This window comes from Rhodococcus sp. KB6, from assembly GCF_001445685.1.
Classification (GTDB): Bacteria; Actinomycetota; Actinomycetes; order Mycobacteriales; family Mycobacteriaceae; genus Rhodococcus_F; species Rhodococcus_F qingshengii.
In genome coordinates this window covers 61,510-81,689 of record NZ_LNAK01000156.1, presented here as the reverse complement: position 1 = coordinate 81,689, position 20,180 = coordinate 61,510, and the positions used below count along the sequence as shown (strand labels likewise).

Below are 20,180 nucleotides of genomic sequence, written 5' to 3'. Positions count from 1 at the left end.
AAGTCATATCTTTCCCAGCGAGAGGTTTTCGGACATGACGGTTGGACTTACCCTTCGGTCGACACCACGGTTCAGAGTTGTTGCCCTGGCCGCAGTCGCGACCGCGGCATTGGCACTGACAGGCTGTTCGAGCGACGCCACGGCCTCCGACGACGGGGGCACCCAGACCACCACGATTCGAATCGCACCTCAGCCGATCGCGGACTTCGCACCGATTTGGCTCGGCATGGAGCAGGGGTACTTCACCGATGAGGGACTCGACATCCAACTCGTGGAGGGCGGCGCTAGTTCCTCGGCTCAAATTCCGTTGTTGCTCAGCGGAAATGCAAATATGGCAGCCACGACTGCCGCTGCCGCAATTCAGGCACGGAGCCAGAACATGCCCGTCACCATTGTCGGCGGGCTCACGAATTTTGCCGCAAATGACAGCGTCGACCAGTCCGGTCTCGTGGTCGCCAAGGACAGTTCCATCAGCGGCTTCCGTGACCTCGAAGGCAAGACCGTCGCGATCAGCGGTTTGAAGTCCGTCAGCGAAGCAGTCATCTCTGCCGCGGTGGAGAAATCCGGCGGAGCAGCGAACAAGGTCTCGTTCATTCAGGCGCCCATGCCCAACCTCGGCGACCTGGTTTCCACCGGCGGGGCCGACGCGGCATTCCTCATCGATCCGTTCCTGAGTAAAGCAACCGACTCGGGGCTGAAGATCCTCGGCCACCCCTTCCCCTTGGCCGCACCCGGTGTACCGGGGACCTCGCTGGTCGCTTCGGAATCGTTTGTCAATGCGAACCCTGACTCACTCGCGAAATTCCGTACCGCGCTTGCCAAATCAGTTGACTACGCCAATCAGAATCCGGGCGCGGTCAAGGCTGCACTCTCGACACAAGCCAAGATTCCGCTCGAAATGCTGGCCAACAGCAAGAATCCTCAGTTCGTCGCAGTAGTGGAACCGGGTGCTCTCGGCACGGAGATCGAACTGCTGGTCAAGTACGGGGTACTGACGGATTCGGTCGAGGCCGAATCCCTGCTGACCCCGGCCAACTGAGTTGTCCGCCTTGACAACCCTGCAGACTCGCCGCAGGCAGGTTCTGCTCGGTCGGCTGCTGACGCTCTTCGCGTTGGCAGCCGCCTGGCAGATCTTCGGAATGCTCGGCGACGAGGACGTCAAAGGTATTCCGAAGTTCAGCGACGTGGCAGTGGCCTTTGTGAACGAGCTCGGCACGTCCTCGTTGTGGACATCACTGGGACAAACGGTGACCACCACGGCGATCGGATTGGCGCTGTGCCTGGTGATCGGAATCCCGGCAGGGCTGCTGCTCGCCGCGCACCCGTTCCTGACGGTCTCCTCCCGCTTCGTCATCGACTTCTGCCGAACCGTTCCGCCGCTCGCAATCATTCCGCTCTTTCTGCTGATCATGGGCCCGACGCAACGGATGGCGGTGGCACTGATCGTGGCAGTAAGTGTGTGGCCGATTCTGCTCCAGACGATTCACGGTGTGCGCAACGTCGACCCGGAACTGCTGGCCACCGCACGATCCTTCCGACTTCCACTGTGGCGCAGGCTCGCTCTCGTCGTCGCACCGGCGTCGATGCCCTACATCTTCACCGGGATTCGCATCTCGGCAACACTGAGCTTGCTGCTGACCATCGGTGCAGAATTGATCGCGGGCGTGCCGGGACTCGGTAAGGAGATCCTGCTGAGCCAATCCGTTCCCGATCGAATGTTCGCACTGATCATCGTCGCCGGACTACTCGGAATGCTGCTCGCCTTCGCCGTGATGGCGATCGAGAATCGTTTACTTGCCTGGCATTACATCCCGAGGAGGATGACGACGTGAAGATGATGTCAGGACTTCGACTCCTCGCGTGGGAGTTGTGGCTGCCGATCTTGATCGTCGTCGTATGGTACTTCGGTTCGGAGTCGAGCAAGTCGCCTTACTTCCCGCCGCTGTCACGTATCTGGAAAGCGTTTGTGGACAACTGGTTCGGTCCGGGATTCGCCCACGACGTCGTACCGAGCTTGACCAACCTTGCCTTCGGTCTCGCCGTGGCACTGGCGGTCGGCGTCGGTGCCGGTCTCCTGCTGGCGCTGTTCCCGCTGGCTGCCGACATTGCCGATCCGTTTCTCCAGTTCTTCCGCGCTATTCCGGCGCTGGCCGTATTACCCGCACTTTTCATCGTTTTCGGAACCGGTTCGACGGGTAACGTTGCCGCCATCGCCTTCGGCGCGGTCTGGCCGATACTCCTCAACACCCTCGACGGCATTCGCTCCATCGACCCGAGTATCCGATTGGTGGCGCGCAGCTACCGGATCCGTACACCCCTCCTCGTGACGCAGGTACTCCTCCCCGGAGCGATGCCGCAGATAACAGTCGGTATCCGCACCAGTCTCGCGATCGGTGTCGTCATCATGGTCGGAAGCGAAATGTACGTCTCCACTGCAGGAATCGGTCACTTCGTGATCGTCGCGCAACAGACCTTCGCGATCGCCGACATGTGGTCCGGAATTCTCCTGCTGGGAATCATCGGATACGTGCTCAACCTCGGATACGGCGTGATCGAACGATGGTTGCTCAGATGGCAGCCGCGGACCCACGACGCTCTCGCAGTGAAAGGAAACTGATGTCATCCACAGAATCTGCGGCATCGAAACCCGCAGTCGAACTGTGCGGCCTCGGGGTGACCTACGGCGGTCCCACCGGCCGCGAAGTGCTCCGCGGCATCGATCTGTCCGTTGCACCCGGAGAAATCGTCTGCATCGTCGGCCATTCCGGCATCGGCAAGAGCACGCTGATTCGTTGCATCGCCGGTCTGCAGAAGCCGACCACTGGTGAGGTCCGCATCGCCGGGATCGCGATCGATGCACCGCCGGCCACGCTGGCTCTCGTGTCACAGGACTACGGACGCACACTGATGCCGTGGCTTCGAGTGGGCGAGAACGTTCGCCTGCCGCTACGGGGCAACGGTCTGGCGCGGAAGGTTCAGAACGAGAGGGTTAGCGATGCACTTGCCGTTGTCGGTCTAGGCGGTGCTGCGCGTTCCTACCCCTGGCAGTTGTCCGGCGGAATGCAGCAGAGAGTGGCGATAGCTCGCGCTCTCGCCTATCGGCCGCAGGTACTCCTCATGGACGAACCCTTCGCGTCGGTCGATGCGCAGACCCGCGCGGAACTCGAAGACCTGCTGCTGACGCTTCAGCGTGATCTTGGCATCACCGTCCTCCTCGTCACCCACGACGTCGACGAATCGGTGTACCTGTCCGATCGAGTGGTCGTCCTCGGCGGAACTCCGGCATTGACGCAGGACATCGTCGACGTCCCGTTGACCGGAGCTCGAGATCAACTGACCACCAAGGCAGACCCACTGTTCATCGAGTGCCGTACCAGGGTCCTGTCCGCGATCCAGCAGTCGAAGGTGGTGGCGCCCGTGTCGTAAGCGCCTCGCCTAGGCTGGCTCCGTGATCCTTCTCCTCATCGGCCTCGCGCTGCTCGGATTCTGCGGCTACCGGTTCAGGCAGGATCGACGGAGGCTGAGCAACGGCGTCTACCTACTTCTCGGACTGATCTTCACCGGTCTGTGGATGTTGCAGTCGGGTGCGCCGGGAACCGAGGTCCCGTCGTTCGTCATCGCGACGATCGCTCTGCTCTCGCCGTTGCTGGTGCTCATGCTTGCAGGATTCCTGATCGTCAACGGAGTCACGATGCTGCGGCGCGAGGGATTCAGCGTCGCGAATCTGCTCTCACTCGTCGCCGGACTCGGCCTGCTCGTTCCCTACGTGTTGCTCGCATCAGCGCTGCTTACGCAGAGATATTGGCTCGCAGTCGTTCTCGGTTCGTTCAGCCTGGTCGCGTCGTACCTGGGGTTTCTGTTCACGAGCTTTCTGCTCTACTCCTACGTCTACGGACGCCAGAAGTACCAGCCCGGGATGGACGCGATAGTGGTGCACGGCGCCGGGCTTTCGGGCGCCGACGTGACACCCCTGCTTGCCAGCCGTCTGGACAAGGCGGCCGACGTCTTTCGCGCCGAGGTCCGCGAAGGACGTTCACCACTGTTGGTCGTGAGCGGTGGGAAGGGTTCGGACGAGGTGGTCAGCGAGGCGGAGGCAATGTGCGTCTACCTCGTCGATCACGGGATACCGCGCGAGAGCGTGATTCTCGAGGACCGCTCGACCACCACGCTCGAGAACCTCGAGTACACCAGGGACCTTCTCCGTGCCAACACCACGAAGCCTCGAATGGTGCTGGTCACCAGCAACTTCCACATCCTCCGAACTGCGACGTTTGCCCGAAGCCTCGATCTGGATGCGGAAGTCATCGGTTCCCACACCGCCCGGTACTACCTGCCGAGCGCCATTCTGCGCGAGTTCGCCGCCGTCACGGTGGAGCACAAGTGGCTCAACGGAACGGTCTGCCTGATCCTGGCCGCCCTGCCCCCACTGGTGGTCTGGGCGGCAGGAGGCATTTCGTAGCCGGATTCAGCGAATCAGGTTCTCGACGGCCATCGGTCGGCGACCCAGAAGCAGTTCGACGGCCGCGCTGCCGGCAAGAAAATCGTGGTGGTTGTAGAACTCGAACATCGCCGCCAGACGCGAGCTGGCGTTGACGCCAAGGCTGCTGCCGATCTGTTCGCGCCATTGATCCACGCTGATCTGATCTATCGCGACGGTCCGTGACGTCTGCTTTTCCACCATCTGTGCCACCTCCATGACGCTCAGAGCTTGCGGGCCGCCCACCTCGTACGTCGCTCCGTGATGTTCACCCGAGCCCTCGCTCAGTACGACCGCGGCAACAGCCGCCACGTCCGCCAGACTCACGAACGAGAACTTCGTTTCCGCGCTGTACGGCAGGACGATGGTGTCAGATCGGCCCGTGAGTACCGCCTCGAAATTCTGCGCGTACGCACACGGTTGCAGCACAGTCCATTTCAAGGGTGAACGATGCAGCTCGTCCTCACACCTGGCTTTGTCCAGGTGATGCGGCATGGACGGGCTGAACGGCCACGCGACGGAGTGATAGACAAAGTGCTCCACTCCCGCCGAAGCCGCTGCCGTCAGCGCATTGCGAAGCAGTGCGGGCTCGTCGGGATGGACGTTCGGGGCAATGAAGTACACGCCTCGGCACCCGGCGAGCGCCTTGCGCAGTCCGCTTCCGGTTTCCAGTTCTACCTCGAAGTCCCCGTCGACACGCGCCTTTCGCACCAGTCGCCGAACTGTCACGCTCGGCGGCAGTGCGGCGACGACGGCCTCACCGGTCTTACCCGCGGCGCCGATCACCGCGATGTCGGCGCCGCGAGCAATTCCGTTCTCCATGAGAGTTTTCCGTCCTAGACGTAGTCGTAGACCGCTGAGGTGGCGCCACCGGAAAGCTGCGCGTAGCCCGGACCCCGATCGAAGAAGGGCTCGTTCTCACCGCGCTCCGAGCGCAACTGATCCCGCAACTCCGTGGTAGCAGCCTCGTCGACGGTCGGCTCGTCACCCTCGATCACGACAACACCGTAGTCGTCGCGTGCACCCTCTACGGAAACCTTGCGCCACTGAATGTCTCGCAAGACCTCCTCGATCGGGCGCTCCAGTGGATCTCCCCAACCGCCACCACCGGTGGTGCGAATCCGTACGACCTCGCCGGCCTTGATCGGCTCGGCATCGGTCAGCGCGTCGAACTCACGCTCGTTCGGTCCACCCGGATCCAGGACCACGGAGAACGGCCGACCGGCCTTGCCGCCCTTGACTCCCCAGCAGGCGAGGATCGAACGATCCGCAATGGACATGAAGTGAGCATCCTTGAGCATCCGGATGTGCTTCTCGTATCCCAGACCGCCGCGGTAACGTCCGGCTCCGCCCGAATCCATGGCCAGACCGAGCTTCTCGACGATGAAGGGGAAACGGCTCTCGGTGAACTCGGTCGGCAGGTTCCGTGAATCGGGAACGACGTGAATCGTGTCCTCACCGTCGGCGTAGTAGCGTCCGCCCGAACCGCCGCCGAGCACCTCACGCATGAGATACGAGTGACCCTCGAAGTCCTCACCGTAAACACCGGTGTACCTGATGGTCTCCTGATCGGCGGGCATGTTGCCGTCCACAGCCTTGGCCACGACGCCGGCCAGCACTCCGAGCAGACGGAGGATGACAAACGTGCGAGCGTTGGTGGGAGCGGGGAAGATCGGGGTGATCAGTGTTCCCTTCTCGGGGAACTTCATCTCGATCAGCGGTACGACGCCCTCGTTGACATCCAGTTCGGCCATGCGCTCCGGGGTGTCCGCGAGGTTACGCAGAATCGGGGCCAACCACTTGATGAGGAAGTTTCCGTCCGCGTAGTCACCACAGTGGTTGATCGGGCCCTTTGCCTGCGGTCCGGTTCCGTTGAAGTCCAGGATGAGTCGCTCGCCACCCTCGTCCTCCGGCCGCGTCTTCGTGAGCGTGATGCGCTGGATGTGGAGCATCGGCTCGTCGACGCCGTCGTGCTCGGCGTAGTCCTCCCACGTGTACTCACCGACCGGGATCTTGCTGAGGATCTCGCGGCGGTACGTCTCGGTGGTCGCGTCCATCATCGCGTCGAAGCACGACTCGACGGTGTCGACGCCGTAGCGCTCGAACAATTCGGTGAGTCGACGCGCACCCATCAGGCACGCCGAGCACTCGGCGTCGAGATCGGCTGCGAGAGCGTCGGGCATGCGGGAGTTACGCGTCATGATGCGCAGCGCCGCCTCGTTGGGAACTCCCTGGTCCCACAGTTTGATCGGCGGAACCATCAGTCCCTCTTCGTACACCGTGGTCGCGCCGGACGGCATGGAGCCGGGGCAGCAACCGCCGATGTCGTCGTGGTGACCGAATGCCTGAACGAACGCAACAACCTTCGGCTCGGCATCGGGAGTGACGCGGGCGAAGACAGGCACCGTGACGCAGAGGTCGGGGAGATGGCCGATGCCACCTTCGGACAGGTAGACGTCGTTGTGGAAGTACACGTCTCCCGGCTTCATCGTCTCGAGCGGGAAGTCCCGGGCGATCGGATGAACCAGTGCGGAATACGAACGGCCCGTGAGCTTGCGGAGGTTCCGGTCGTGAATACCCGCGCGGAAGTCGTGAGCGTCACGGATCATCGGTGAACGCGAGGTGCGCGAAATGGAGGTCTCGACTTCCATTTCCACGCTGGCGAGGTAACCGGCGACGATCTCGACCAGAATCGGATCAGGTGACGTGCCGTCGGTAGCGGTGAGTCGGTACGGCTTGGCCGCGGTGGCAGCAGCAGCATCGAGAATGGCGGTCATCACTTCACTCCGTTCGAGTCGGAAGACTTCGAGATACGAATGTTCCCGAAGGTGTCGATACGTGCCGAGAATCCGGGATGGATCGGGACAGTCGAGCTGAACTCCTCGATCACGGCCGGTCCTTCGATGACGTCACCCGCACCGAGCAGTGTGCGATCGTAGGTGGCCGTTTCGACCCAGCTGTCGAAATACGATTGACGCGAACCGGTTCGAGCGGTGTCGGCGCCGGTGCCGGCCGGGATCTCCTTGAGCGTCGGACGCTTGATCGGGCCGATGCCACTCACGCGCAGGTTGACCCATTCCACGTGCTGCGACGGGTCTCCCCGGAAGTCGTAGCCGTACAGCTCGCGGTGCGCCTGGTGGAACGCCTCGGCCGCGTCGTCCATGATCTGCGTCGTGACGGTACCTTCCGCCACCGGGACGCGCACCTCGAATGCCTGACCAAGGTAGCGCAGATCCGCAGTACGAGAGTACTTACGCTGCGTCTCGTCGAAACCCTCTTCGGCAAGCGCAATCTCGGCTTCGCCGGCCAGCGCGTCGAACTGGCTCTGCAGGTCTTCAGCCTTCAACCGGTCGTGACGACTGACATGCGTCTGGACGTAGTCGTTGCGGACATCGACCGTCAGCAGACCGAACGCGGAGACGTTACCCGGATTGAGCGGGACGAGAACGTCTTTCAGACCCAGGATGTCGACGAGACGGCAGGCGAGCAAGGAGCCGGAGCCGCCGAACGTCACGAGGGTGAAGTCGCGAACGTCGAGGCCACGCTTGACGGTGATCTGACGCAGGGCGTTGGCCTGGTTCCACGCCGAGACCTCGAGGACGCCGACCGCGCACTCCTCGAAGCCCAGACTGAGCTGTGTTGCAAGCTCTTCGAGGCCCTTGCGTGCCAATTCCGTGTCGAGAGGAATCTCGCCACCGAGCAGGTGGGGTGGGATGCGACCGAGCAGGACGTGCGCGTCGGTGATGGTCGGTTCGCTGCCGCCCTTGCCGTAGCACAACGGTCCGGGATCGGCGCCGGCCGACTGAGGGCCGACTCGGAGGGTGTGTTCCGGCGTCATCCACGCGATCGACCCACCACCGGCGCCGACGGTCACGACGTCGATCATCGGGATCTTCGACGGGTAGTTGCCCACTCGCCCTTCGGTGGTCAGCGCGGGCTCGCCGCGAACCACGACGGTGACATCCGTCGACGTTCCGCCGCCGTCACAGGTCAACACCTGCTCGACGCCGGCGGCGTCGGCGATCAGCGCAGCACCGAGGGCTCCGGCGGCCGGTCCCGACAGGACTGTCGTAATAGGCTGGTGAACAACCTCTTTGGCCGACAGGACACCGCCGTTGGACTTCATGACGTAGAACGGGATGTCGCGGGGTTCACCGTCGGTGGTCGAGAACTCACGCAGACGATTCGCGATGTTGTTCACGTAGTTGCGGATGTTCGGCTTGACCGCGGCGTCCACGAGTGTGGTGATGGACCGCTCGTATTCGCGGTACTCACGCAGCACCTGGCTCGAGATGCTCACCGTCGCATCGGGGAAAACTTCGAAGAGGATGTCGCGTACGCGCTCCTCGTGCGTCGGATCGGCGTACGAGTGCATGAGGCAGACGCCGATGGTCCGGATCCCGCGGTCCTTGAAGAATTGCGCTGCGCTGCGAACGCTCTCTTCGTCGAGCGGACGAATCTCGCTGCCGTCGAAGGAAAGGCGTCCACCGACGGTGCGTACACGATCGGCGGGGACGATGCGTTCGGGCTTGACCCAGAAGTACGAGTTGCCGTAACCGTCCGGCACCGACTGACGAGCGATCTCGAGAACGTGCTCGTAGCCCTCGGTGGTGATGAAGCCGAGGTTCTCGACCTTGCCTTCGAGCAGCTTGTTCGTCGCTACGGTCGTGCCGTGGCTGACCGCACCGATGGAGTCGCCACTCTCACCGAGCTTGGCGAGTACCTTCTCGATACCGGCGAGAAAGCCCTCGGCGGGGTCCGCCGGGGTGGACGGGGTCTTGGTGGTGACGATGGCGCCGGTTTCGTCGTCCACTGCCACGATGTCGGTGAACGTTCCGCCGGTATCGATACCGACCCGAATCTTCCTGGGTTCCACGCTTCCTCCTGAGATCTTTGGCTCGTCTCGTCTGGTACCGATCGACGGTTGCGGCCTAGCCGGTAAGTGGCTCGTACCTGACGTGTAGAGCTATTCCACAGGTTCGGAAGAGCGGATTCTTTGTCACAATTCGCCGAATCGGGGGACCAAGGTTCGGCGCACGATCACGAGCGGATCTTCGCCGGCGCCCCAGTGGGTTACGCGGACGTGAAAAACGCCCCGAACCTGGTCGGTTCGGGGCGTTTCCCTCATCGCAAATCAGCTGTTGACACCTGAGTGAACTACTCGCGACAACCAGAACGCGCCAGGAATCCGCCTATAGCAACACCTGACAAAGCAATGGCTGCGCCGACGACGGCGCTGACCATCACCGTGCGAGCATCTGTGCCGCCCGCTGTCGGTGCAGCGGCCGGGAGAACCGCCGGTGCCGCGACAGCTCCGGAAACTACCGGCGCGCCTTCGACCGCCACTGCCGGTACCGCCGCCGCCACGGCGGCAGTGACCTTCTCGGGGATGCCGTTGGCAATGACGCCGTCGATGCTCTTGAAGAACACCCCGGCCATCTTCTTGGCTACACCGGTGATCATGCGCTGCCCGACGCCGCCGACCATCCCGCCGACCACGGCGTCGGCGTCATACGAAAGCAGCGTGCCACCCTCGTTCTCCGTCAAGGTGACCGTGACGTCCGCCTTCACCGTGCCGGGAGCACCCGCCCCCGAAGCCGTCATGACAAACGAATTTGGCCGATTCTGTTGCGACAGAACAACCTCGCCGTCGTAGACGCCCTTGATCGACGCGACCCCCGCCATGATGGAGAGCTTGTAGTGATTGTCCGTGAGCTGCTCGAGCGACTGCACACCGGGAATGGTCGCGGCCAGTACACGACCGTCCTGGAGCTTGTCGTAGACCTCTTCGCGAGGTGCCGTCAGCTGCGCGGTGCCGGCGATTCTCATGCATTCTCCTCTGATGACGAACCCGCGTGTGCGAGTCGAAGTTCGAACAGTTCGGACGGTGAAATGGGCATGGACGTGATCGAGATTCCTTCGGCGTCCTCGATGGCAGCCGCGATGACGGCGCTGGTGGGGATCACACCCGCCTCACCGGCACCCTTCATTCCGAGTGGGTTGAGTCCCGACGGCGTGACGGTGTGATCCATCTCGAGCGAATCCGGCATCTCGGTGACGAACGGCATCAAGAAGTCCATGTACGACGCGTTGAGCATCTGCCCGTGCTCGTCGTAGACGATCCGCTCGTAGAGTGCGCCGCCGATACCTTGCGCGACGGCGCCCATGACCTGACCTTCGACGATGCGGGGGTTGATCACGTTTCCGCAGTCGTGGATGACAACGTAACGACGGACCGTGATCTCGGCTGTCACGGGATCGGTTTCGACGATCGCCGCGTGCACTCCCGAAGCGAAGGTGGAACTGGGCGGCGAGTAGTAGCCGGTTGCTTCCAGACCGGGCTGCTCACCCTCGGGAATCGGCGGCTTCGACATGTCCGTGTCGGTCTTGGCGAAACCGGTGGCCAGCTTCGACTCACGGTCGAACGCATATCGTAGCGGGTTCGACAGCACGGCAACAACACTCAGCGGTACGGACGTACCCTCCACTCCGGCTTCGGTGCCGATCTTGCACACGTGGCCTTCCCGGAGTTCCAGTTCGGTTTCCGGCAGATCCAGGATTCCGGACGCGATCTTCTTCGCCTTCTCCGCGACCATCTGCGCTGCGACGTGGAAGGCCGAACCTGACATGACCGCACCACGCGAGGCGAAAGTGCCGACGGCATAACCGAACCGGCGGGTATCACCCGTGACGATCTCGACGTCGGAGACCTTGACTCCGAGGTCGTCCGCAACGATCTGGGCGAACGCGGTCTGGTGGCCCTGACCCTGCGTCGTCAGGCCTGTTGCGGCCTTGACCTTTCCGGACGTCTCGACCACGACGTGCGCACCCTCGTAGGGTCCGGGTCCGGTTCCCTCGACGTACGCGCCGATACCGATGCCGACCGACCGACCTTCGGCACGAGCCTTCCTCTGGTACTCGGGAAATCCGTCCCAGTCGATGAGCTTCTTGAGCTTGTCGATGCCCGCCTGGTAGTCGCCCGTGTCGTAGATCAACGGGCGTCCGTCCTGGAACATCAGGCCGAAGTCGTACGGCATGTCCTCGGGGCGAATGAAGTTCGCCTCCCGCACCGCGATCTTGTCCTTGTTCAGGTACTTGGCGATGGCGTCCATGGATCGCTCCATCGCGAACACGGCCTGCGGACGTCCGGCGCCGCGGTACGGGGTCACGATCACGGTGTTGGTGTACAGCGAATAGGCGTTGACCCGGAACGACTTCGGCTTGTACGGCCCGAGAACCTGCGTCGCGGTGTTGATCATGACGATGATCCCGTACGGCAGGTAAGCACCGTTGTCGTGCCAGAACGTGAAGTCGAACGCCAACAGACGACCATCGTCGTCGAATCCGATGTCGACCTTCTGGATCTGCCCGCGCTCGTGTGCGCTCGAGATGAAGTGCTCACGGCGATCCTCGACCCACTTCACCTCACAGGAGATACCGGCCTGGCCGAGGCGTCGAGCGGCCCACGTGATCATGACTTCTTCGGGCCACGGGTGAACGATCTTGACGCCGAATCCGCCGCCGACGTCAGGAGCGATGCAGTGAACCTTGTTCAGCGCCATCCCCAATCGCGCGGCGATTGCGGCGCGGGCGGACGTGGACGTCTGGGTGGAGGTCCAGAACGTGAGGGTGTTCTCGTCACCGTCCCAACGTGCGTAGACGCCCTTGCCCTCCATCGGCATGGAAGCCGAACGCTCGATTTCGAGATCCAGCGTCAGTCGGTGCGGCGCGGCGGCCAGTTCGTCATCCAGATCTCCGAACCCGTGCTGCAGGTGAGCGGCGACGTTGTCCGGAACGTCTGCGTGGACGGCGTTCGCGGCGGTGCGAGCGACGTCGATCCCCACTACAGGCTTCAGCGCCTCGTAGGTGACGTCGATCTTCGCGCAAGCGTCCTCGGCGATGTACCGGTTGTCGGCGACCACCATGGCGATGGCTTCGCCGACATGCTTCACCTCGTCCTTCGCGAGGGGATACCCGTTGCGCGGAGCGATGATTCCCGGATGCGGAATGAGCAGTGGCAGGTTCTCCGCCATTTCCGGCGTGTCGGCCAGGAGATCTTCGTAGGTGTAGATGGCATGCACACCAGGCACTTCCAGCGCCTGGTCGATGTCGATGTCGATGATTCGCGCATGAGCGTGCGGCGACCTGACGAATGCCGCGATCAGCGCGTTGTGGCCCAGATCGTCGAGGTATCGCCCCTGACCGCTGAGCAGACGCGTATCTTCCTCGCGCGGAATCGGTTTACCGAAGAACTTGCCGTCGTCGGCAACCGAATGATCGGCCGTCGAATGATCGGAAGCGGGGTGCTTCGCCCCGTTGCGCTTTGCTGGTTTGACCGGAGTACTCATGCCTTACCCGCCCGTCCTCCGACAGGATTCGTTGTTCCCCGCACCTTGCGATCCAACGCCTCCCGAGTGGACGCGTCGTCGATTCCGAGCGGGAACTGCCCGGCCCGTTCACGCTTGATCTCGGCTGCGCGCAAAACCGACGCCCTGATGTTCTGGTACCCCGTACAACGGCAGAGGTTTCCCGCTATCGCGTCGGTAGCTTCCTCCCGCGTGGGGTTGGGGTTCTCCTCGAGAAATGCCGCGATGGTCGTCACGAATCCCGGAGTGCAGAATCCGCACTGCAGACCGTGACAATCCTTGAACGCCTGCTGAACCGGATGCAAAGTGCCGTCCGGCTCGACGAGGCCTTCGACGGTGGTGATCGATCGACCTTCGAGGCTGGCCGCGAGGACGAGACAGGATCGAACAGGCTTTCCGTCGAGCAGCACGGTGCACGCACCACACACGCCGTGTTCACAACCCACGTGCGTGCCCGTCTTACGGAGGTGGTGACGAATGGCATCCGAAGCCAGAGTGCGGGAGGGATGAACGACGGTGTTCGTCACCTCGTTGAGCGTGAACGTGACAGCTACATGGTGCTCACCGGTGTCTGCTGCCAACTCGGCAAGTTGATCATCGATGGAGCGATCGTTTTTGGACATTGTCACCACTTTCCTGCCAGTACTGCGTTCTCACTGAGAGCATCCGTTGCCGCCGCGAAGCCGACCCGCGCCGTGAGCGCGGACACCAACTGCGAGCGGTACGCCGCCGTCCCGTGAATGTCTGCCTCGGTATCTATCTGCGCGCGGGCGCATTCCCCGAGGGTGCGCCACCGCGGGTCTCGCTGATCCGTCGCGGACGCCCCCGCCAGCACGTTCGTGTAGTCCACGACCTGCCCCAGCTCTCCGGCGGACACGTACGTCATGTGCGCTTCGGCCACCAGACCGTCGACCACGCGAATCCGGGCGACGACGCCGACCAGTGCATAGTCACCGTGACGACGCGCGATCTCGTCGATGGCGGTTCCCACGCCGGGTTCGGCGGCGGGCACCGACACCGACACCGCGATCTCGTCTGATTCCAGGCTCGACTCGAGAGGGCCGGCGAAGAGATCCGTCGACGCGATCTCGCGGGTGCCACGCACCGACTGGACGGTCACGCTGCCCCCGAGCAGCGTCAGGACTGCCGGCATCTCCGCCGACGGATCGGCATGGACGATGGAGCCGACGCTCGTCCCGCGGTTACGGATCGTGGGGTGCGCTACCAACTGCAGAGCACGGTTCAGCAGAGGCTGGACTCGACGAGCACCTTCGTCGGCCGCCAGCACCGAGTGCGTGGCCAGGGCCTGGAACCGCACTCCTTCGTCTTCGGACGAGGTCACCGAGGCGAGGTTCGGGATCGATCCGATGTCGACGATGTGGGCGGGCGCGGCGAGGCGCATGGACAGCAGCGGCACAAGCGATTGCCCACCGGCGAGCACCTTCCCCTCGTGAGAGACCTCGGAGAGGATTCGGCACGCGTCCTCGACCGAGGACGGTCGGTGATAAGTCAGCGGCGACGGTTTCATTACTCAATCCTGCCTCTATGAGTCACTTCACGTTTTGTGCAGATGTGACAACGGTCACGGGTCATACCTGGCATACATTCAACTTGGCATCACGTGAGCTGCGCCACGGGCTCTTCGCGTTCGTCATCTGACGCATTCGCCCCCGGCGTTGCGCCCGGCCGCCTGCCGGACTTCGGCCTGTTCAGTTCAGGGTTCCAGGACCCTACGAGCCGGCAGAGGTGGTACATCACGATCAAGACGATGGTGCCGAGCGCGATACCTCCGAGCGAGAACGTGTCACTGAACTTCAGCGCCGTGTCGCCGATACCGATGATCAGACCGGCGGCAATCGGCATCAGATTCAGCGGGTTCCCGAAGTCGACGCCGTTCTCTTTCCAGATCTTGGCGCCGAGCAGACCGATCATGCCGAACAGAACCACAAGAATTCCGCCCAGGACGCCACCGGGCGTCGCCGCCATGACTGCTCCGAACTTGGGCGAGAAGCCGAGCAGGATCGCGATGAAACCCGCAATCACGTACGCGGCGGTCGAGTACACCCGCGTGGCAGCCATGACACCGATGTTCTCGGCATGCGTCGTAGTGGGGGAGCCGCCTACTGCGCTGGCGATGGCGGTGGCAAAACCGTCACCGGCAATGGCGCGTCCGATGTACGGGTCGAGATCGTCGCCCGTGATTTCGGCGACCGCCTTGACGTGTCCGGCGTTTTCCGCGACCAGTGCGATGACACCGGGAAGCACCAGAACGATGAACGTGAGGCTGAACGAGGGAGCGTGGATACCGACGATCCCGTTGGCTTCGTCCGAGAACGGCGGCAACCCGAACCAGGACGCCGAGTGCACCGAATCCCAGTTGACACGAAAGTGCTCGGTGGGTGCGCCACTACCACTGGCGGACGTGATCGGACCGGAGAGCCGGTCGAGGACCCACGAGAAGATGTAGCCGAAAACCAGGGCGACGAGAATGGCGATACGTCCCAGGAAGCCGCGTAGCGCAACGCTCATCACGATCAGGGCAACCATCACGATCAGTGCCACCCACTGATCCTGCGGCCAGTACAACCCCGCGACCACAGGCGCCAGGTTGAAGCCGATCAACATCACCACAGCGCCGGTGACCACCGGCGGTAGCGCTTTACTGATGACGCCACCGCCGAGAAAGTGGATGGCGATGCCGACGAATCCCAGAACCAACCCCGACACCAGAATCGCACCGGTCACTTCGGCCGTCGTTCCACCTTGGGCACGAATGGCGGCAACGCCACCGACAAAAGCTGCGGATGTTCCGAGGTAGCTGGGGACGTGCCCCTTGACCACCAGCAGGAAGAAGAGCGTACAAAAGCCTGACATCATCACGGCAAGTTGAGGATTGAGGCCCATGATGATCGGGAAGACGAACGTCGCGCCGAACATCGACACGACATGCTGGCCGCCCAACCCGATGGTTCTCGCCCAACTGAGTCGCTCGCCGGGAGCGACCACTTCACCGGCTCCGATGTTCTTTCCGTCTCCGTGCAACGTCCAGATCGGCATGACGAGACCTTTCGCAAAGGAGGAAGGTGTTCGAAATGCTTTGTGCCCCAGCTCACAAACACCGTGTCTGGAGTGAAACGCTAATGCAGGACCGAGATTTGGACGTGATGACAATCTGCCAGAACCCACTCACCGAGATTGGCAACAATGGTGACAGATGATGCGGGCAGGGGTCATCGTCAGTGCTGGAGGCAGTTTCGACCGAAATGAGGACCACGCCACGAAGGGCCCAAACATTTTCTTCGGCTTAATGATTCCGTAACACGATGTCTGTCAACGGAAAACGAGGTACCTAGCCGAGGGCTGCGAGGATTCCTGCTGCCATCTCCGCGACCTGATCATCGGTCATCACAAACGTCGGCGAAATCTGCATCGCACCCTGACCCGCCGCGCGACCCGAAATACCGTGCTCACGAAGCGTCTTCACGAACGGCAACGCCTCCGCCGGATCAGCCAACTGCACCGCAGCAACCGCACCGAGCCCACTACGAACCTCCGCCACCCGCGGATGCTCCGCCAACGGCTGCAGATGCGTATGCAACGACGCCTCCAAACGCTTCGACTCCGCGAGCAAATTCTCACGCTCGAGAATGTCGAGGTTCGCCATCGCCGCCGCAGCAGCACCGGCATGCCCGCCGTAGGTGTACCCATGGCGCCACCACGAACCCGCATAGAACGGCTCCGCCACCCGCGGCGCGATGAACACCGCACCCATCGGAACGTAACCCGACGTCAAACCCTTTGCCGTGGTCATCATGTCGGGCTGCAAATCGAAACGGGTGGACGCGAACCACTCACCACCGATCCGGCCGAAACCGGTCACGACCTCGTCGACGACAAACAGAATGTCGTGCTCACGGCAGATGTCACGCACCTCGGCCAGATACCCCTCCGGCGGCAGATACACCCCACCCGCACCGATGATCGGCTCCGCGAAGAACGCAGCGATCTTGTTCGCACCGATCTTCTCGATCAACTCGAGCAGGCTCTTCGCATCGTCCCAGCCGACGGTCGCCGCATCCGCCATCAGCTCGCCGTACCCCTCACGGTTCACCGGAATACCAGCGAGAGCCGTTCCGGCAACGTGCATTCCGTGATACGCCTTCTGGCGTCCGACGATGATCGTCTTCTCCGGCTGCCCCACCTCGTGCCAGTACCGGCGAGCCAGCTTCGCCGCAGTGTCCACCGAATCCGAACCACCCGAGGTGAAGAAGATCTTGCTCCCGGCAACCGGCGCGATGGCCGCCAACCGCTCGGCCAACACCTGCGTGGTTTCGGGAACGAAATCACCGAAGTTGGAGAAATGAGCGATCTTCGACAACTGAGCCGCTACCGCATCCGCGATCTCCGTGCGCCCGTGCCCGACATTGGTGAACCACAGGCCCGCCGTCGCATCCAGATACCGCGTGCCCTCGCGGTCCCAGATGTACGCGCCCTCACCGCGAGAGACGACAAACGCGCCGTTCTTCTCCACAGCGCCCATGTCCGCGAACCCGTGCCACAATGCCGAAGCCATCGTCTTTCTCTCCCAACTGGATACGTTCGAAATAGATCGGTCAGTTCACGCGGAGTGCGGGCGGAAGAACCCGCTCGACCCACTGGGTTGCCTGCTCGAATGCGTAGGCGAGTTGGAGTACGTCCAAGTCGGCTCCGTGCCGACCGATGATCTGGATACCCATGGGAAGCGAACGATCGTCGAAGCCGACCGGCATCCCCGCAACCGGAACCCCGGCCATCGTCCAGGGAACAACCGTCTCCATCCACCGGTGATACGTGTCCATCGATCGGCCGTCGACGGTCTCGGGCCAGTGAGTGTTCTTGTCGAAAGGAAACACCTGGGCACTGGGCGCAAGAATGTAGTCGTAGGTTTCGAACATCTTGGTAATGGCCGACAGCCAGCCGTTGCGGGCCTCCGCGGCCTTGGTCACGTCGAGAGCCGACAGTGTGACCGCGTGCTCGAGTTCCCACAACAGTTCGGGCTTCATCAACTCGCGCAAGCTCGGATCGTTGTACTGATCGATCAAGCCGAGCTGTGCCCACCAACGCCACCGCAAGAACAGTTGCCAGATGTCCTCGGGTTTGAAGTCGGGAAGCGCCGCCTCGACGCGGCACCCCAACTGTTCGAAGACCTCGAACGAGGATTCGCACAACTCGAGAACTCCAGGTTCGGTTGCCAGGTAACCGTTCCAGTCACCGACCCATGCGATCCGAGAGCCCTTCAGATCACGTGCGAGGCTTTCGGTGAATACCGCGGGATCCTCACGAATCCCCAACGGTGCATAAGCATCCGGCCCCGCCATCGTGGAAAGCAGGTGAGCCACGTCGGTGACGGTTCGGCCCATCGGGCCCACAACGGCGCCCTGAGCGATGAATCCCGTCTCCGGTATCCGACCCCAGGATGGTCGAAACCCAACAACGTTGTTGAATGCCGACGGGTTTCGGAGCGAACCCATGTAATCGCTTCCGTCAGCCACCGGCAACATGCGGAGCGCCAACGACGCTGCGGCGCCACCGCTGCTACCGCCGGCAGTGCGCGAATTGTCGTACGGCGACACCGTCGTACCCCACACCGGGTTGTACGTCTGGGATCCGAGCCCGAACTCCGGTGTGTTCGTCTTGCCGATCACAATGGCACCGGCAGACCTGATCCGCTTGACGAACAGTTCGTCATCTTCGGCGATTCGGTCCGCGAACATCGGCGACCCGGACGTGAACGGCAGACCCTTGGCCGCCGAAAGATCCTTCACCGCATGCGGAAACCCGTGCATCCAACCGAGATACTCCCCACTCGCCAACTGCGAATCACGCTCGCGCGCCTCCGCCGTCAACGCTTCCCGATCCCGCAATGCGACAATCGCGTTCACCGCCGGGTTATGTAATTCGATCTGATCGAGGAAGCTGTCCATCACCTCGACACACGACACTTCACGCCTGCGTATCAGACCACTGAGCGTGACCGCATCGGCCATGACGAGTTCGCGATTCTCGGGCGCACCGGAAACGCTCTCGTCGACAGGGTCAGCAGCATGAACCATCGTGAATCCTTTCAAGCAGTGAAGTGGGGTACGCCGCGGCGGACTCGCCGCCACCGGCAACTGATTCGAGGACGAATTGCCGGTGGCGGCGCGACTGTCGAGGTTTCCAGCGAGGTTCTTGCCTACTACTGACCGAGATCGACGATGGCAGCGACTGGGCCGCCGCCCTCGGGACCCTGGTGCGCTGCCGATACCGAGACGAACACTGCCGGATCGCCGGTGACAGCTGCCGTGACTCCGCCGACACACGACTTGATCTGGCGGTGCCAGTGCACGTCGGAGTCGTCGAGCATCGCATTACGACGGCCACGGACCGTTCCGTCCTGACTGGCCTCGCACTTCAAGAACACGTTGACGAGTTGACCGTCCAGGTCGCTCGAGTGCGGCCGCTCCGGAAGTTCGAGTCCGGCGTCACGGATCGCCGCCCAGATGCCGTCCTGGTCGAGCGGATCCTTCATCACGCTGTGGCCGATCCGGTAGCGTCCGCCGACGCCACGTGCGTTACCGACGACGACGATCTGCGCGCGGTCCAACTCGACGCCGGACGAGCAGGATGCGACAGAGGAGAAGAGTTCGCGGCTGTGCATGACATCCTCGTCGGTCGGCATGTCGATTTCGCCGAGCGCAACCGCGATCCCCAGAGCCGTTCCGCCGTTGGACAGGTCCATCGACTCATGAGTCTGTTCGGTCCACACAGTCTTGCCGCGGCTCTTGGCGTCACGGATGGTGTGAATTGTCAGCAACGGAGTCTTGGTCTGTACGTAGTGCACGTCGGCGGGATCGGTGATGCCGGCATTGGCCATCGCGTCTTTCACTGCCGCAGCAACTTTGGTGATCATGGCCGTACGGCCGATGTCCTCGGGCAGCAGTTGCTCACTCATGGCGACACCCACGGTCAGTCGCGGCTCGTCGGTCTTGGTGACCTTGTCTGCCGGCACGGTCGCGAAGATCGTCGCGTGCGGGCTGATCACGCCGTCCGTGCCGCCGGACCAGACGATCGGCACCTCCGCCACTTCTTCGGGGCTGCGATTACCCTTGGCGGAGAGAACCTCTCGGAACGCTCGGTCCGCGATGATGCGCGTGTAGTCGTTGACGCCGCCGTTACCCTCGGTTTTGCCGATGACTGCAATGACGCGGTCGGCCTCGAGGACACCGTCGTCGATCAGCTTGGCGAGCTCACTGGCGTCGGAGACGCTGTGTAGCGGAACCTTACGGACCTCGATTGCTTCGGGCATTGGCATCTCC

At 62.7% G+C, this 20,180-nt stretch carries 17 protein-coding genes; 6 read left to right on the top strand and 11 right to left on the bottom strand.

The window, feature by feature from the left end; translation table 11 throughout:
* Positions 1-34 precede the first annotated feature (34 nt).
* From ASU23_RS30500 to ASU23_RS30480, 5 genes are read left to right on the top strand one after another with little or no spacing between them, the layout of a single operon-like run.
* Complete coding sequence (locus ASU23_RS30500) at positions 35-1,039, top strand: ABC transporter substrate-binding protein (protein WP_050656902.1); 1,005 nt, start codon at positions 35-37, stop codon at positions 1,037-1,039.
* A gap of 10 nt (positions 1,040-1,049) precedes the next feature.
* Positions 1,050-1,832, top strand: coding sequence for an ABC transporter permease (locus tag ASU23_RS30495; protein ID WP_007735497.1), 783 nt, complete (start codon positions 1,050-1,052; stop codon positions 1,830-1,832).
* A 2-nt stretch (positions 1,833-1,834) separates the two neighbouring features.
* The gene (locus ASU23_RS30490) at positions 1,835-2,617 is read left to right on the top strand and encodes an ABC transporter permease (protein ID WP_202426591.1); all 783 of its coding nucleotides are present in this window, start codon (positions 1,835-1,837) and stop codon (positions 2,615-2,617) included.
* Positions 2,617-3,426 carry an ABC transporter ATP-binding protein gene (locus tag ASU23_RS30485; RefSeq protein WP_058039344.1) on the top strand — a complete coding sequence of 270 codons (810 nt, stop codon included), beginning with the start codon at positions 2,617-2,619 and terminating at the stop codon, positions 3,424-3,426. The genes ASU23_RS30490 and ASU23_RS30485 overlap by 1 nt, the downstream gene beginning before the upstream one ends.
* Before the next feature lie 22 nt (positions 3,427-3,448).
* Complete coding sequence (locus tag ASU23_RS30480) at positions 3,449-4,459, top strand: YdcF family protein (RefSeq protein ID WP_050656900.1); 1,011 nt, start codon at positions 3,449-3,451, stop codon at positions 4,457-4,459.
* 6 nt (positions 4,460-4,465) lie between these two features.
* On the opposite strand, the gene ASU23_RS30475 is transcribed toward ASU23_RS30480, so the two are convergent.
* The 10 genes from ASU23_RS30475 to ASU23_RS30430 all read right to left on the bottom strand — a co-directional run bounded on the left by ASU23_RS30475 (position 4,466) and on the right by ASU23_RS30430 (position 18,935).
* Positions 4,466-5,299, bottom strand: coding sequence for an NmrA family NAD(P)-binding protein (locus ASU23_RS30475; RefSeq protein ID WP_058039343.1), 834 nt, complete (start codon positions 5,297-5,299; stop codon positions 4,466-4,468).
* 14 nt (positions 5,300-5,313) lie between these two features.
* The gene (locus ASU23_RS30470) at positions 5,314-7,254 is read right to left on the bottom strand and encodes a hydantoinase B/oxoprolinase family protein (RefSeq protein ID WP_058039342.1); all 1,941 of its coding nucleotides are present in this window, start codon (positions 7,252-7,254) and stop codon (positions 5,314-5,316) included.
* Positions 7,254-9,353 carry a hydantoinase/oxoprolinase family protein gene (locus ASU23_RS30465; RefSeq protein ID WP_007735491.1) on the bottom strand — a complete coding sequence of 700 codons (2,100 nt, stop codon included), beginning with the start codon at positions 9,351-9,353 and terminating at the stop codon, positions 7,254-7,256. Before ASU23_RS30465 ends, ASU23_RS30470 begins: the two co-directional genes overlap by 1 nt.
* 281 nt (positions 9,354-9,634) lie before the next feature.
* Positions 9,635-10,306, bottom strand: a complete 672-nt coding sequence (locus ASU23_RS30460) for a carbon monoxide dehydrogenase subunit G (protein WP_007735490.1) — start codon at positions 10,304-10,306, stop codon at positions 9,635-9,637.
* Positions 10,303-12,825, bottom strand: a complete 2,523-nt coding sequence (cutA, locus tag ASU23_RS30455) for an aerobic carbon-monoxide dehydrogenase large subunit (RefSeq protein WP_058039341.1) — start codon at positions 12,823-12,825, stop codon at positions 10,303-10,305. The genes ASU23_RS30460 and cutA overlap by 4 nt, the downstream gene beginning before the upstream one ends.
* Positions 12,822-13,466 carry a (2Fe-2S)-binding protein gene (locus tag ASU23_RS30450; protein WP_058039340.1) on the bottom strand — a complete coding sequence of 215 codons (645 nt, stop codon included), beginning with the start codon at positions 13,464-13,466 and terminating at the stop codon, positions 12,822-12,824. The genes cutA and ASU23_RS30450 overlap by 4 nt, the downstream gene beginning before the upstream one ends.
* 2 nt (positions 13,467-13,468) lie before the next feature.
* Positions 13,469-14,371 carry a xanthine dehydrogenase family protein subunit M gene (locus ASU23_RS30445; protein WP_047271858.1) on the bottom strand — a complete coding sequence of 301 codons (903 nt, stop codon included), beginning with the start codon at positions 14,369-14,371 and terminating at the stop codon, positions 13,469-13,471.
* 89 nt (positions 14,372-14,460) lie between these two features.
* On the bottom strand, positions 14,461-15,900 hold the full coding sequence (locus tag ASU23_RS30440; RefSeq protein WP_003945984.1) for a uracil-xanthine permease family protein: 1,440 nt from the start codon (positions 15,898-15,900) through the stop codon (positions 14,461-14,463).
* A 292-nt stretch (positions 15,901-16,192) separates the two neighbouring features.
* Positions 16,193-17,416 (bottom strand): aspartate aminotransferase family protein, encoded by a 1,224-nt coding sequence (locus ASU23_RS30435; RefSeq protein WP_058039339.1) that lies wholly within the window; start codon positions 17,414-17,416, stop codon positions 16,193-16,195.
* Between the two features lie 40 nt (positions 17,417-17,456).
* Positions 17,457-18,935, bottom strand: coding sequence for an amidase (locus ASU23_RS30430; protein ID WP_007735205.1), 1,479 nt, complete (start codon positions 18,933-18,935; stop codon positions 17,457-17,459).
* Here ASU23_RS30430 and ASU23_RS34080 point away from each other — a divergent pair.
* Positions 18,927-19,067, top strand: a complete 141-nt coding sequence (locus ASU23_RS34080) for a hypothetical protein (protein WP_155277953.1) — start codon at positions 18,927-18,929, stop codon at positions 19,065-19,067. The genes ASU23_RS30430 and ASU23_RS34080 overlap by 9 nt on opposite strands.
* Here the strand turns inward: ASU23_RS34080 and ASU23_RS30425 are convergent.
* Complete coding sequence (locus tag ASU23_RS30425; protein WP_007735206.1) at positions 19,061-20,170, bottom strand: ring-opening amidohydrolase; 1,110 nt, start codon at positions 20,168-20,170, stop codon at positions 19,061-19,063. The two genes, ASU23_RS34080 and ASU23_RS30425, sit on opposite strands and share 7 nt — an antisense overlap.
* Positions 20,171-20,180 lie beyond the last annotated feature (10 nt).